This is a genomic window from Microbulbifer maximicatervae (SeqCode) (assembly GCF_052467955.1).
Genome location: NZ_CP174329.1, coordinates 4,594,247 through 4,609,620, shown reverse-complemented (window position 1 = coordinate 4,609,620; position 15,374 = coordinate 4,594,247). Strand labels below are relative to the sequence as shown.

The window sequence follows — 15,374 nt, the reverse complement described above, 5'->3', positions numbered from 1 at the left end:
GTGGTAGCTCTCACTAATCAACTGAAAGTAGATACGACGACTATCGCCAACGTTATTGGTTTGCATCCAGTAATGGTGTTTAGATGGCGACAGGAAAGTAGAGAAGGCAAGCTGGTCGAGAAGCCCAGTCGTAGAATAAGTATGACAAAGACAACGAAAACTCAGTCTCAAACTGATGATAAAGAGATAAGACGTCTAAAAAAGCAGGTTGAGAAATTGCAAAAGGAGAATGATTTCCTAAAAAAGTGGGAAATGTACCTGAAAGATCCAAAGCTGAAAGATTCTCGTTCATAGCTCGTAATCGATCAGACTTTGGTGTCAGGTACTTATGTAGATACTTGAATGTTTCACCCCAAGGGTTTTATAAGTGGCTCAACCGTGATGAGAGCACTCGAGACATAGAAAATAGGCGAATTCTTGGATGTATCGAAGCTATCTATGCGCAGCATGATGGTAATTATGGAAGCCCAAGAATTAGCGCAGAGCTGAAAGCTAATGGTGAACGAATAAATCACAAGCGCGTTGAACACCTTATGAGAGAGGCTGGAATCGTGGGGAAAGCCGGAAGGATCTATCGCCGACGCCCTTTGCCTGGAAATCCTTGCATTTAGGTTGAAAATTTACAAAGAGAGCATGATATGCCGAGTAAACCAGACTCTCAATGGGCTGGTGATGTAACCTATATGAAAATCAATGGGCAATGGCAATATTTAGCTGTGATTATTGATCTTTACTCCCGGAAAGTGTTGGGTTGGGAGCTGTCGGACACTCGAACTGTTGAGCTAACACTGTCAGCGCTAAATAAAGCTGTCCGTCGCAGAAATATAGAATCAGATCCAATATTTCACAGCGACAGAGGTTCTGAGTACGGTGCTCATGCATACCAAAACCGACTCAAGGAACTGGGTATTGAGCCGAGCATGAACCGTCCAGGATTTATGAATGATAATGTGTATGTAGAATCATTTTTTCAAACACTGAAAACTGAGAGTTTCAAAGGGTTTAATTTTGAATCCGTTGAGGAGCTAAGAACTAACTTATCTTGGTATCTTGATAAGCACTATAACTTTAAAAGAAGACATGGTTCACTTGGGTTCAAAAGCCCAGATGAATATAAGGTGGCGTCTACTTTAAGGGGGGAGGCTTCCGATCCGGTGTCTGATGGTATTATGATACTGTCGGACGACTTATTGTGCATAGCTCGATTGCGGCTATGGCAATTCTGAGTGGGTGATACTAGTCGTTGCTTTCAGTACTGGAATGGGCGTACCGCCGGTGCGAAGCCCCGAATTATAGAGCCATGGCTTACATCTGCAGAAAGTTCCCCCCTAACTTATTGATGTAATTGCGGGTAAAATGTGTTCAAGAGCGAGAGATGAAACCAGGCGATTTGAGCCGATGGCTGACTATTTCTGGTTATTATTTGGTCAAAATTTTTTACCTACTGTAAATAAAGGCTTTTTTACATAGCTTAAAGGTCTACTTCAGAAATAGTGGCCTCACGGATAGTGAGCCACTGGCTCTTTAATAAACTGTTAAATGTAATACCTGAATCATGATGCTAAACAACGTTTTTAAATTTATTGTTATTTCTTTCTTCATCTTATTTTTTGGTGTTTGCGAAAACGATAGCACTTCAAAAAGTATAGGTATGTCTGACATAGAAGCTCTTAACAAGGGATATCCTAAATTATTTGCTCTAGGTGATACCGAAGTATTTGTACATCGTCTGAAAGATAATGATTCAGAGGTTTTTGGGGCTCCTATTGTAGTTTTAAGCGCTATCGCTGAATTCAGCGACCCCATAGTGGAGGAATGCGATACCATCGCCCAGCCAGGAGGCGTAAAAGAGGAGCTTTATTATTTTTGGAACAAATGTAATGTAACTTGGTTGATCCTACCCACCAAAGACGGACACTCTCTTAAGCGATAAACTACGCAGCAGAGGTGCCCTATGACACGATCAAGTAAATCAACCAAAACCACTCGTAAAAAATACTCAGAGGAATATAGAAAAGATGCCCTAGCACTGGCGGTCAAGGTAGGGGTAAGCGTTGCCGCTAAACAGCTTGGGTTACATCCTTCCCAGATTTACGGATGGCGAAGCAAGGCTAAGTTACATCAGAGCCGAGGGGATGCCGAGAGAGAGCTGGCCACAGAGAATGCTCGCCTTAAGCGGCAGCTGGCTGAGCAGGCAGAGGAGCTGGCGATCTTAAAAAAGGCCGCAGCGTACTTTGCAAAGAGCCTGAAATGAGGTACGCCTTCATGCTAAAGCACAGGCATAAGTTCAGCATCAAAGCGATGGCTAAGGTATTGAGCGTATCTCGCAGTGGGTTTTACGATTGGGTGTCAAGATCGGCCGATCAATCCAAGCGCCAGCAGTACCAAATGGAGCTTGATGGTTTGGTACAGCAGCGCTTTATAGCCAGTAAAGAACGTAGTGGCGCCCCTCGCCTGACGAGGGAATTGGCCAGTGAGGGGAGTAAATATAATCAAAAAACAGTTGCTGCCAGCATGCGTCGACAGGGCCTACGGGCTAAAGCCGCCAAGAGATATAAAGCCACAACCTACTCAAAACATGGTCTGCCAGTGGCCCCAAATCTGCTCGAGCAGAACTTCAATACTGAAGCGCCGAATCAGAAATGGGTCGGGGATATTACCTACCTACGAACAGAAGAGGGTTGGTTATATCTGGCTGTAGTGATAGACCTATATAGTCGGCTGGTTATTGGTTGGGCGATGTCAGAAACGATGACAGCTACATTGGTCTGTGACGCCCTTCAAATGGCTTTATGGCGACGTAAGAAACCTACAAATGTTATCGTGCATACTGACAGGGGAAGCCAATATTGCTCTAAAGATTATCAATCTTTAATTACAGCTTATGATCTGCGGTGCAGCATGAGCGCCAAAGGTAACTGCTATGATAACGCCTGCGCAGAAACGTTCTTCCACTCACTTAAGGTAGAAGTAATCCATGGTAACCGCTTTCCTACAAGGTGCCTCATGCGGGAAACCGTATTTGAGTATATAGAAATAGACTACAATCGAAATCGCTTACACAGCGCCAATGGCTATCTCAGCCCTGAGGCGTTTGAGGAACAACTAGTCGCTTAGTGGTGTGTCCGTTGTTGGTGGGTAGGATCAGGTTTCGGATAATAAGTGCAATTGGTAAGGGAGGGCTCAGCTGGTAGAGTCGGCACCTCTCCCGACCAAGAGAAAGGCACTGATGAGCTACTACCAATTGAGCGAGAACGAACGATACCAGATTTACAGTTTAAAAAATCCGGACACTCTCAAAGAGCAATAGCAAAATTGTTAGAGAGGCACCCCGCAACGATCAGCCGAGAGCTACGACGCAATACAGGTTTGCGAGGATATCGCCCAGGGTAAGCGCATAAGCTTTCGGAGCTTAGACGCAGGCAAGCGTATAAGGCACAGAAGTGACTGATGGAGTGTGGCAACAAATAGTCATCCTACTCGGAAAGAATTAAGTCCTCAGCAGACTGCAAGCTATTTAAAGAGACATACAGGTGTATCGTTACATCATGAGACGATTTACCAACTCATTTATTTAGATCAGGCAAATGGTGGAGACTTATACAAGCATCTTAGGATTGCATCAAAGCCCTATCGTAAGCGCTACGGTAAGTATGATCGACGCGGAAAGATCAAAAACAGAGTGAGCATAGATGAACGACCAGCGGTTGTTGATCGGATAAATCGGATAGGTGACTGGGAAGGTGATACCGTTATAGGCAAGGGGCGTGGTGGAGCTTTGCTGACCATGGTTGAACGCAAGCGCTATTTACTGTTATTGTCAGATTAACAGGTAAACGATCAGGCTTATTGGCTGAAGCAGCGGTTAGTCACATGGTGAACTTCAAAGAAAAAATCAAAACAATTACCTTCGGTAATGGTCTTGAGTTTGCTGGTCATGAAACAATTGCAGAAGGCTTAGAAGCTCATATTTATTTTACTCACCCATATTCATCTTGGGAGAGAGGGATCAATGAAAATACTAACGGCCTCATTCCCAAAGGGTACCGATTTTAATAAGGTAACAGACGAGCAGGTTCAATTTGTAATGGATCGCCTGAATAGTAGACCAAGAGCGAGTCGAGGTGGAAGGTCACCGAATGAGTTATTTATAGGGCTGCAAGCTGATCTGCTTGCGGTATAAAAGGATTGCACTTAATACCTGAAACCAAGCTATTTATATTTGGTCGCTTGTTGATAGTAAAAATTATTTCGTACGTTGCATGATTTGAGCGTTTGAGTTTTTCAGATTCTATGAGCGTAGTAGTTATAGAACTTAAATTTTAAGTCAGGAGATATATAAGAGACTCCCTCTAGCGCTGCCCTAAGTTTAAAATATTTTTGATATTTTTGGAAGCAGGCAAGAACCTGACTATTATTTTACAGACATGATAAATATCACTTATCTATTAGAAGGTAAATGTGCCCCTATAAGGCTTACCTTAGATTTTTAAGCAGGGCAATATGGGAGAGTTAACGGCATGACTGGTTTGGTGGATATTTAAAAATCATGGCAGGTAAAAGCTCGTTATTTCCGGCTTCTCCTGAAGCTTGATTATGAAAGATGACTTATATATGAAGGAATTGCAAATCTCCAGCGATGCTACTTCTTTAAAGTTAAGATGAATAGATTGTCGCACAGCCAACTTTTTATGGCAGAAATACCTCAGGCTGGTTGATGCTAACATGGTTAATGTCTTTATAGGTGGCTGGGAGAGGTGCTCTGGTTGTATTTTGATCAGCCGTTAAAAGCGTTAGATCGTGTTTTTGCAGGACAGAGCAGAATCCCAAGTCTGAGGGTAGTAGCTCCCACAGCAAAGCAAGGTTGTAGAGAATAAAACTTGCTCAGGGAGTGAATTTTTGTTTAGAATTCAGTAGGTTGCCCATTTTCCAATGGTTCCATTGTAGCTGAATTGCTACAAAAACTCTGTGGCCCACTTACATACACCATTAGATCAGGTGGCCAAAATCCGCTCAACGAGCGGATTTTTTCGTCATTAGCATGGAGGGTTTGGGTTAAGCGAGTCGCATTGCAGATTTTGGGTGCTAGTATAAGGGGCAGGCCTTAGCCTAGGGAATTACAACTTATGGATGGCCGCAGGAGCTTAAGGGTTGGTGCGCAGAGCTTTATCATTTGACGCCTGCCCGTTTTAGTAAAGAAGTGTTGAAGATTAGTTATGCGAGATGGCCGGCAATGTTAGCGTAATGGCGCGTGATTGCCTTAGTTGAGCGCTGCTATAAGATATTGCACTTATTCTTGTGAAGGGGTGATGTTGACAGTAATCTAATTTATTGTTAATGAAGGGTAAGCTTAACTTTTTAATATGAAGTGTTAGGGGTTGTACTTAAGAGCCACCTACAGGGTTACTTTTTCTATTCGATTATCCCAAACCTACCTTTGGTTCCGTTGCGAACTGGTTCACACTTTGCAAAATAGTAGATCTTTATGGAGTTTTTTACCCAACGCTCAACCTGGAAAATTCAACGAGATGTGATTTATGCGCTACTGGTGCGCGAGATGAAAACTCGTTTTGGCAAGTGGCGACTCGGGTATGCTTGGATGCTGCTGGAGCCATCACTCCATATCATAGTGTTGGTGGCCGTTTTCAGCTTTCTAAGAGATGAATTTTATCCTGGGGTGCCTACCCCGCTATTCATGCTTGCGGGAATTGCCCCTTTTCTTTTCTTTAATCACTGCGTGCAGAAGGGGTTAGCGGCAGTGAAATCAAATCGAGGGTTATTCAACTATCGGCAGCTGAGGCCGTTTGATGCAGTTCTAAGTCGTGTGTTGTTGGAGTTTGTTATTTATCTGGCAACTCTTGTCACACTCATGGCTGTATTTGCATGGGGTGGAGTGTCCACCCCGTTTAATAATTTTGTACTTTTCACGGCAATTAACCTGCTGTTTTTCTTTTTTTGTTTAGGTCTTAGCTTGGCGCTATGTGTTTTGGGTGAGCGGTTTCCAGAAGCGGCGAAGGTAATCCCTATGTTAATACGGCCTCTCTATTTTATGTCTGGGGTTTTCTTCTCCCTTGAACAGGTTCCAAAGGAATATCATGTTTACTTGGTGTGGAACCCTTTGTTGCATGTAATTGAGTTAAATCGTGAGGCGTTATTTAGTAACTTCAGTGGATACTCTGGAAGTCTGATGTACCTAGGAGTTACTTCTGTTTCGGTGCTATTTTTTGGTTTGCTTTGCTATCGGGCAAATTGGCGTGATTTAATGAGAAGTCAATGATTAGATTAGAGCGCTTAACTAAGTCGTACCGCACGCCTCATGGACGAAAAGTACTTTTTGAGAACGTGAATGCATCTTTCCCTGAAGGAAAGAACATAGGTATTCTTGGTCGAAATGGAGCCGGCAAGTCAACTTTACTACGCATAATGGGTGGTATTGATTATCCCGACTCGGGAAGGGTGCTTACCAATCAAAGGATCTCATGGCCGATGGGGTTGGCCGGTGGTTTTCAAGGAAGTATGACTGGCCGTGAAAATGTTGCTTTTGTTTGCGGCATACACGGTATCTGGGGAAGTGCACAGCGCAAAGTAATGGATAAGGTGCAAGACTTTGCTGAAATCGGAAATTATTTCGATGTCCCTGTAGGTAATTACTCATCCGGAATGCGTTCACGACTCGGGTTTGGCTTAAGCATCGCTATCGACTTCGATATTTACTTGGTTGATGAGGTGATGTCGGTTGGCGATGCACACTTCAAAAGAAAGTGCGAAGAGGTTATAGCCGAAAAAAGGAAGAATTCATCTTTTATTATTGTGGCACATGCTATGGCACTTCTTCGGAAGAATTGTGATGTAGGGATATATCTGGACCCGAATGGATTAAGGATTCTTGATACGGTTGATCAAGCTATTGAGTTGTATCAGGGGAAAAAACTAAGAGCTCCAGAAAAAACAACAGCCATTGAGATGCATAAGAGTTAATTATGGAAGTTAAAGACCAGCTAGTTGAAGCACAAGTGCAGAATCCATCAAGGAAAAAAGCTCTGATTGACGTGGTGAGCAAGGCTTCTAATTATTTTTCTAGGTTCAATGGATGGGCTTTGTTTGTATTTTTGCCTCTACTTTTACTTGTTGTGTACTATTTGTTCTGGGTTTCTGAGCGCTATGTTAGTAGAGCGCAGTTGATAGTGAAGGATAGTACATCGTCTCAGGCAACATCCCCCGCACTAGGTTTGCTAATTCCTGGCATGGGCGCTGATACTCAGGATGCTTTCTTAGTGGTCAACTATATCCACTCGTTAGATATGGCGCTGTACTTGGATAATAATTTAGGACTTTCAGAGTATTACAAAAGTACTCGTTACGATTTCTTTTCACGGCTGTCCTCTGATGCAACTCAGGAAGAGTACTTGGAATATTATCGTGAGCATATAGGCATTGGTCATGATGAGACCACAGGGATTATTACAATCGAAATACAGGCATTTGACCCGACTTTTGCAAAACTGTTAAGTGAGACTGTTATTCAAAAGTCCGAAGATTTTGTCAATGCAATTAGTAATCAATTGGCCGATAAACAAGTCGCTTTTGTGAAAAGTGAAGTTGATTTGGCTCAGGGAAAATTACGGACTACTAAGCAGCTAATTCTTGACTTTCAGAACAGCCATAAGGTGGTAAGTCCAGAGGAACTGACCAAGGGAATTAGTACTATTATCCAAGGTTTAGAATCACGACTAGCTGAGCAACGTGCCCAGCTTACGGCAGCAAAGACATACCTAAATGCAGATTCTTCACAAATTGTGTCTATGCAAGCGGATATAGATGCCCTTGAGAATCAGATAGAGCTAGAGAAGGTCCGTTTGGTGGGGATTGGGGAGGAGGAGGGAGAACAAAAACTTAATTCTCTTAGTGCTCATTTCCAAAATTTAGAACTCGATTTGCAGTTTGCTACTGATGCATATGCCACTTCTCTTAAGGCGTTAGAGGCCGCACGAATGGAGGCTTCAGGTAAGTTAAAGCATTTATTGGTTGTGACGAAGCCATCGTTAGCTGAGGAAGCTGAGTATCCACATAAACTCTACAATTTGACAAGCATCGCAATTATTTTGCTGATGCTATGCGGGATAGGAAAAATGCTGGTTGTTACTATCCGTGAACATAGGATGTAAAGCAGAGAGAACGTTGGGGGTTCCCTAAATTCATCGATAAATTTATTCGAAAAAGATTAGCACAAATGATTACAGGAAAAGTTAAGAAAATCGGATCTGGGTTTGCTCTACTTGCTTCGTTGGGATGCGGGCAAGCTATAGCATTGGAAACTCAATTAATCGACGAGCCCGCTTCTTTAGAGTCGCATCAAAATAATGTGCCAGTTTTTGGACAGACGCTGTTCAAGGGGGGATTTAAAGATCAGCCTTTTAGCGGTTTCAACCCTGATTATCGAATTACAATTGGTGATCAAATAAATTTACAGCTATGGGGAGCATATAGTTTCAGTGCCTCGCTTACTGTAGACCCTAAAGGAAATATATTTATTCCTGAGGTTGGCCCTGTTCATGTGGCTGGAGTAAAAAACGGAGAGTTAAACACTTTCGTTCTGCGTCATGTCAAGCGGGTATTTAAAAATAATGTTCAGGCTTACGCTAATCTTGAGGCCAGTCAGCCGGTAAAAGTATTTGTTACTGGGTATGTAGCTAGCCCCGGACTGTACAATGGTTTCAGCTCTGACTCGATCTTGTATTATCTTGATAGTGCAGGAGGGATTGATGCAAAAAGTGGTAGCTTTGTTGACATCAAAGTGTTGCGTCAAGGAGAACCGATAGAGTCAATCAATCTCTATAACTTTTTGGTCGAAGGGACTATGCCGGCACTTCAGTTGCGCAACGGAGATGTTATCGTGGTTGGAGCTAAAAGGGGAGCTGTAACTGTGGAGGGAGCGGTTCAGCGGGCTGCACAGATGGAGTTTATTGGGCCTTATACGCAGCTTGGCGAAATGCTTCTCATTAGTAAGCCAGACCCTCAGGCGAACTTTGCTCGAATCACACAGGCTATCGATGGTATTCAGCAGGCTAATTATCTCCCTCTTGATAAAGCCCTTACACAGCGTTTGTACCCAGGTGCAGAGGTTGAACTGGTTAGAGATAACGATGTAAAGTCCATTTCCATTCGTGTTTCGGGTGAATTAAATGGCCCTGCAACTTATATTTTACCTTACGGTGCAACGCTGGAAGTTCTGTTAGAGCAGCTTAGCTTCCGAGATAACGCAGATAGGGAATCTATCCAGTTATACCGAATGAGTGTGGCTGAAAGGCAGCGTGCGGCATTAGACCGTTCACTTGATGCGTTGCAAATGGAAGTTCTTACGCGTCAGCCTAATACCGACTTGGAAAAAACTGCACAGAAAGACAGTGCACTGATGATTCAAAACTTTATTGAGCAAGCGCGGAAGGCAGAACCTAAAGGCCAAGTGGTGATTGCTAATAATCCAAATGCAGCTCAAATGTTACTGGAGGATGGTGATGAGCTAGTCGTTCCATTGAAATCCTCGACTGTATCAATAGTGGGAGAAGTTATTTTCCCTACATCATTGGTTTACAATAAAAAGCACACTTTGGATGATTATATAGAGCTTGCAGGTGGCTTTGCCAATAACGCAAATGAGCAAGAATTAGTAATTTTACACTTAGATGGAACTATTAATCGCATTGAGGACCGTGATTTTGATAATCGCTTAGGAGATCGCCTGAGACCAGGTGATGAAATTATGGTAATGCCAAAGATCCAATCTAGCGAGCTACAAGTAACAAAAGACATCACAGAGATACTATATCGCATTGCGGTAGGCACAGCTGCGGTACTATCATTTTAACTGGTACATCTAATGTGTTTTTCGTGTTCATATTGGCTTTTATTTTGCAGAGTTAATAAAGAATAGTAGTTTTACCGTATGTTCTTAAATGTAGTTTTATGGCTGTGATGAGCTGTAAGGCGCTTGTGATATCGTTTTTGGGGCATCTATGTAATCATCCACGCCTCAAAGGGCTCAATAGAGCTTTTGGGGTTCAGTGGTTGGATTCACCTTCATGGAAGTCTTAATGTCCAGGAACTTCTGAGACATATTAAATAAAGTCAATAGCGGAATGGAAAATTGGGGGTAAGGGGCGATGGTTGCTAAAGGGGCTTCTGAACGCAAGGGGATAATACTGGCCGGAGGGTCAGGAACTCGTTTGTATCCTTTGACAAAAGGGGTGAGCAAACAGTTAATGGCTGTTTATGATAAGCCGATGATATATTATCCTTTGACGACATTGATGTTGGCTGGTATTAGAGACATCCTAATCATTACGACACCAGAGGAGCAATCTTTATACCAGCGTCTGCTCGAGGATGGCGCACAATGGGGGATTAATATTTCTTATGCAGTGCAACCATCTCCCGATGGCCTAGCTCAAGCATTTTTGATTGGGCGCGAACATGTAGGTAATTACAACAGCGCCCTTGTACTAGGTGATAATATTTTTTATTCGCACAGCTTCAGTCAAATTTTGCAACAAGCTGATGCGAGAGAGACGGGAGCTACAGTATTTGGTTATCGTGTGGCAGACCCGCGAGCATATGGTGTTGTTGAGTTCGATGATGATGGTAGGGCTATTAGTTTAGAGGAAAAACCCGAAAAGCCTAAGTCTAATCACGCTGTCACTGGCCTTTATTTTTATGATAATCAAGTTTGTGACATCGCTCGAGAAGTGAAGCCGAGTGCGCGTGGTGAATTGGAAATCACAGATATTAATAAAGTATATCTTACCCAAAATCAATTAGACGTGGAACGTCTTGGACGCGGCAGTGCTTGGTTGGATACTGGTACGCACGATAATTTGTTAGATGCGGCTCACTTTGTTCAAACAATCGAACGTCGCCAGGGGCAAAAAATAGCCTGCCCAGAAGAAGTTGCATATCGTAAAGGGTTTATCACTGCAGAAGAGCTAGAAGCGCAAGTTCAACCTTTAATGAAAAGTGGCTATGGGAAATATTTGATGCAAATTTTAGTTGAGAATGGTGAAACCTCTTCTCTCAATACACGACGCTACGCCTCTGGTTTATAAAAGTCCAAACGGGCTAAAATTGAGCTTTTTCTAGAGTTATTACTTAGATGTCGTTCAGGGACGAACGACTCTGCCTCTATCCTCCTCATTAGAGCTGCAGTAGCTAGATTGCTTCTCTGCGCGATGACAGCTAAATTCTCAATTAGTATGAATATCATTGATACAAAAATCTCCGACGTTAAAATTGTAGAACCAAAAGTGTTTGGTGATGAACGTGGCTTTTTCTACGAGTCATTTCGTGATGATATCTTTAATAGTAAGTGTGAACATCGTACGTTTGTTCAAGATAATCACAGTAAGTCTTCTCAAGGAATTTTGCGAGGCTTACATTACCAGACAGAGAGAACTCAAGGTAAGTTAGTTAGGGTAGTGCATGGCGAAGTTTATGACGTTGCAGTAGATTTACGAAGAAGCTCTCCAACTTTTGGACAATGGGTTGGTGTCTACCTGTCAGCTGAGAACAAGCGCCAGCTGTGGGTTCCTGAAGGATTTGCTCATGGCTTCTATGTAACAAGTGAAAATGCTGAATTTATATACAAGTGCACAGATTATTATGCTCCAGAATACGAGCAGTCGCTCCTGTGGAATGATCAAGATCTGAATATTGACTGGCCACTTATTGAAGGTATACAGCCTCAGCTTTCGGAAAAAGATCGCTGCGGTAGTTCTTTTGTGGATGCGGTTCATTTCGAATAGAGAGTATACGCTGGTTTCACTAACTCCGAGATTAGCTTCTCTTTAAAGATTAACCTTCCTATTTTGCTAAAACTTGGCGGCGCGATAGATGCGTCGTCAAACTATTCTTGGTCTGTATAAAATGGCAACTTTTAAAATCTTAATAACGGGTAAAAACGGTCAACTTGGACGTGAGCTTCAAAAGCTATGTCCTGTCGATATTGAGATGGTCGCGATGGGACGCGAAGAGCTGGATATCTCCAATAAACAAGTTGTCCAGGCCGTGATCGGAGAAGTTAAGCCCGATGTAATCATAAATACTGCTGCCTATACCGCTGTTGATAAGGCAGAGCAGGAAGAAAATGTCGTTTTTGCAATCAATAAGCAGGGTAGCGAAAATCTAGCAGAGGTATGTAACAGTCTAAATATTCGCCTCATTCACGTCTCAACAGATTTCGTGTTTGATGGTGAGAAGTCAGCTCCATACCTAACATCCGATAAAGTTAATCCTGTCGGGGTATATGGCTCTAGTAAAGCTGAAGCAGAAACTGCCGTTTTAAGAATCCTTCCGGAAGCGATAATTGTACGTACCGCGTGGGTTTACGCATCCCACGGGAATAATTTTATGAATACTATGCTTAGGTTGATGGCGGATAGAGATCAACTTAGTGTCGTTGCAGATCAGGTTGGCACACCAACCTGGACAGGAACCTTAGCGGAGATCTTAATCATACTTGCTCAAAAACCTAGTGTGAGTGGTATATACCATTGTACCGACCTCGGGGTAGCCAGTTGGTATGACTTTGCGGTAGCTATTTATGAAGAAGGTAAGATCTTAGGTGTACTTTCGCAGGATAAACAATTAGACCTTAAAGCAATAGCTACACATGAATATCCTACTCCTGCGAAGAGACCATCTTATAGTGTATTAGATAAAACTCGATTGATTACCGAATTAGATATTAAGCCTAGGCATTGGCGTGAGTCACTTAGACTGGCTCTATCTGAAAAGAAACAACAACATTAATTGTCTAATTGCCTATTAGGTATTGGGGCTTTTTTAAAAATTGTGACTGATAGCGATCTTGATATGAAAAAATTACTGGTTACCGGTGGCGCTGGATTTATTGGTGCTAATTTTGTCCATTACTGGATAAAAAATTACCCACAGGATACAGTGATAGTCTTAGATGCACTCACATACGCAGGAAACCTTGCAAATTTAGATCTAGTTAAGGATCACCCTAATTATAAGTTTTACCAAGGTGACATATGCGATAGAGCGCTGGTAGAAACTCTACTCCGTGAACACCGAATTGATACCTTAGTGCACTTTGCGGCTGAAAGTCATGTGGATCGATCAATTAGCGGGCCAGATGCATTTATTCAGACGAATATTATTGGAACTTATAGCTTATTAAAGGCAGCTAAAACAGTGTGGCTTGATGAGGGGATCAATAGAGAAACCCATCGTTTTCATCACGTATCAACGGATGAAGTATATGGAACTCTTGAAGCAGAAGACCCTGCTTTTAGTGAGAATACGCCATACGCACCAAATAGTCCCTATTCTGCAAGTAAAGCAGCTTCTGATCACCTAGTGCGTGCTTATCACCACACTTATGGATTACAGGTGACAACAAGTAATTGCTCAAATAACTATGGGCCATATCATTTCCCTGAAAAATTAATACCGCTTGTAATAACAAATATTCTACATAATAAGCCTTTGCCTATTTATGGAAATGGGCAGCAGATTCGGGATTGGCTCTACGTTGAAGATCACGCAAGAGGTATCGACTTGGTTATTAATAAGGGGCGGCTGGGTGAATGTTATAACTTAGGTGGAATTAATGAGTGGACCAACATTGATATCGTTAGATTGATATGTGCATTAATGAATGATGAGTTTAGTGAAAACCCATTACTTGAAAATAGATATCCTCATGCAAAAGCTGCGATCGCAGGAGTATCTCACGAGTTAATTACCTTTGTGAAAGACCGGCCTGGTCATGATCGCCGTTATGCGATAGATCCTAAGAAATCAAATGATGAAATCGGTTATTGTCCGCATGAAAGCTTTCAAAAAGGTATTAGAAAAACCTTGCGGTGGTATCTGGAAAATAACGATTGGTGGACCTCTATTATGGATGGAAGTTATATGAATAGTGTTACAGCTCAATATGGAGAGGGGGTAGCGAATCATGAAAATTAAACCAGTAATTATGGCGGGTGGTTCAGGAAGTCGTTTGTGGCCTGCTTCCCGCGAACTAATGCCGAAACAATTCCTAAAATTGATGGGTAGCGATTCCATGTTGATTGAAACAATCAATAGGATAGAGGTGATATCGTCTCTGGCACCAATGGTTGTGTGTAATGAAGAGCATAGGTTTATTGCCGCAGAGGAATTGCGGCAAGTTGGATCCGAAGGAGCAACAATAATTTTAGAACCTTTGGGCCGAAATACCGCTCCAGCGATAGCTCTGGCAGCTATGGCGGCAGACCCAGAGGAGATTCTCTTGGTTTTAGCTGCTGACCATGTAATTCAGGATAAAGCCGCTTTTCATGCAGCCGTGGAGGAAGCTAAATCACATGCTGAACTAGGCAAGCTAGTGACTTTCGGAGTTGTACCACGAAACCCGCATACCGGATACGGCTATATTCGAGCTGAAACTATTCACAAAGCATCTCCGGTGGCTGAATTTGTAGAAAAGCCAGATGTAGATACAGCAAAACGATACCTAGAAAGTGGTGAGTATTTCTGGAATAGCGGCATGTTTATGTTTAAAGCGAGTGCGTATCTAGAAGAACTTAAGGTTCATTGCCCTGACATATTTGAGAGCTGCAAGGCAGCAATGGATGAAGCTGAATCAGATTTGAATTTCCTACGCCCTCATGCTGAGAAGTTTAAATCTTCGCCTGATGTTTCAGTCGATTATGCTGTTATGGAAAAAACTACTGAAGCTATGGTGATTCCCCTCGATGCACAATGGAGTGATGTCGGATGTTGGAGTAGCTTGTGGGAAATATCTGAAAAGGACTTGAATGGCAATGTCACTCGAGGTGATGTCCTACTTCAGGATGTGGAAAATTGCTATATTAATGCTGATGGAAAGTTGGTCGCGGCAATAGGCTTGCAAAATATCGTAGTTATTGAAACTAAGGATGCGCTTCTTGTTGCCGATAAAAATAAAATTCAAGAAGTGAAGCAGGTCGTCAATAAACTTAAAGATGAAGGGCGGAGTGAATTCAAACATGGAAGAGAGGTGTATCGCCCTTGGGGACATTATGATTCGATAGATTTTGGTGCACGAGATCAGGTAAAGAGAATTACAGTTAAGCCAGGCGCAAAGCTATCTGTTCAGATGCATCACCATCGTGCCGAACACTGGATAGTCGTATCGGGTACCGCTAAAGTTACTATAGGTGAAAAGACTCGTTTGGTTTCTGAGAATGAGTCGACTTACATTCCTATTGGTGAAATACATGCATTGGAGAACCCGGGGAAAATTCAGTTAGAGATGATTGAAGTTCAAACAGGTTCCTACCTAGGAGAAGATGATATTGTTCGTTTTCAAGATAGATACGGACGAGCATAAT

At 42.5% G+C, this 15,374-nt stretch carries 12 protein-coding genes and 2 pseudogenes; all 14 read left to right on the top strand.

What is annotated here, in order from left to right:
- The first annotated feature begins 245 nt into the window (after nt 1-245).
- Nucleotides 246-611: an IS3 family transposase gene (locus ACJJI5_RS19825; protein ID WP_445355017.1), complete on the top strand. Its 366-nt coding sequence runs from the start codon at nt 246-248 to the stop codon at nt 609-611.
- An 18-nt stretch (nt 612-629) separates the two neighbouring features.
- Nucleotides 630-1,226, top strand: a pseudogene (locus ACJJI5_RS19820) (IS3 family transposase); the annotation flags it as partial.
- Between the two features lie 329 nt (nt 1,227-1,555).
- The gene (locus tag ACJJI5_RS19815) at nt 1,556-1,933 is read left to right on the top strand and encodes a hypothetical protein (RefSeq protein WP_445355016.1); all 378 of its coding nucleotides are present in this window, start codon (nt 1,556-1,558) and stop codon (nt 1,931-1,933) included.
- Nucleotides 1,934-1,954: 21 nt separating this feature from the next.
- Nucleotides 1,955-3,117, top strand: a protein-coding gene (locus ACJJI5_RS19810) for an IS3 family transposase (RefSeq protein WP_444897071.1) whose coding sequence is annotated in 2 segments (ribosomal slippage) — nt 1,955-2,213 and nt 2,213-3,117 — 1,164 coding nt in all. Because the reading frame shifts where the segments join, the coding sequence is not laid out codon by codon here.
- A gap of 112 nt (nt 3,118-3,229) precedes the next feature.
- Nucleotides 3,230-4,183: pseudogene (locus ACJJI5_RS19805) on the top strand (IS30 family transposase).
- A gap of 1,302 nt (nt 4,184-5,485) precedes the next feature.
- Nucleotides 5,486-6,277 (top strand): ABC transporter permease, encoded by a 792-nt coding sequence (locus tag ACJJI5_RS19800; RefSeq protein WP_444895092.1) that lies wholly within the window; start codon nt 5,486-5,488, stop codon nt 6,275-6,277.
- Nucleotides 6,274-6,978 carry an ABC transporter ATP-binding protein gene (locus ACJJI5_RS19795; protein ID WP_444895091.1) on the top strand — a complete coding sequence of 235 codons (705 nt, stop codon included), beginning with the start codon at nt 6,274-6,276 and terminating at the stop codon, nt 6,976-6,978. The genes ACJJI5_RS19800 and ACJJI5_RS19795 overlap by 4 nt, the downstream gene beginning before the upstream one ends.
- A gap of 2 nt (nt 6,979-6,980) precedes the next feature.
- Nucleotides 6,981-8,165 (top strand): KpsE/RkpR family capsule polysaccharide export protein, encoded by a 1,185-nt coding sequence (locus tag ACJJI5_RS19790; RefSeq protein ID WP_445355015.1) that lies wholly within the window; start codon nt 6,981-6,983, stop codon nt 8,163-8,165.
- 65 nt (nt 8,166-8,230) lie between these two features.
- Nucleotides 8,231-9,865 (top strand): polysaccharide biosynthesis/export family protein, encoded by a 1,635-nt coding sequence (locus ACJJI5_RS19785; RefSeq protein WP_444895089.1) that lies wholly within the window; start codon nt 8,231-8,233, stop codon nt 9,863-9,865.
- Between the two features lie 295 nt (nt 9,866-10,160).
- Nucleotides 10,161-11,099 carry a glucose-1-phosphate thymidylyltransferase RfbA gene (rfbA, locus tag ACJJI5_RS19780; protein ID WP_444895088.1) on the top strand — a complete coding sequence of 313 codons (939 nt, stop codon included), beginning with the start codon at nt 10,161-10,163 and terminating at the stop codon, nt 11,097-11,099.
- 147 nt (nt 11,100-11,246) lie between these two features.
- Complete coding sequence (gene rfbC, locus ACJJI5_RS19775; RefSeq protein ID WP_444898257.1) at nt 11,247-11,795, top strand: dTDP-4-dehydrorhamnose 3,5-epimerase; 549 nt, start codon at nt 11,247-11,249, stop codon at nt 11,793-11,795.
- Between the two features lie 88 nt (nt 11,796-11,883).
- Nucleotides 11,884-12,801, top strand: coding sequence for a dTDP-4-dehydrorhamnose reductase (rfbD, locus tag ACJJI5_RS19770; protein WP_444895087.1), 918 nt, complete (start codon nt 11,884-11,886; stop codon nt 12,799-12,801).
- 63 nt (nt 12,802-12,864) lie between these two features.
- Nucleotides 12,865-13,989: a dTDP-glucose 4,6-dehydratase gene (gene rfbB / locus ACJJI5_RS19765; RefSeq protein WP_444895086.1), complete on the top strand. Its 1,125-nt coding sequence runs from the start codon at nt 12,865-12,867 to the stop codon at nt 13,987-13,989.
- Nucleotides 13,979-15,373: a mannose-1-phosphate guanylyltransferase/mannose-6-phosphate isomerase gene (locus ACJJI5_RS19760; RefSeq protein ID WP_444895085.1), complete on the top strand. Its 1,395-nt coding sequence runs from the start codon at nt 13,979-13,981 to the stop codon at nt 15,371-15,373. Before rfbB ends, ACJJI5_RS19760 begins: the two co-directional genes overlap by 11 nt.
- Nucleotide 15,374 lies beyond the last annotated feature (1 nt).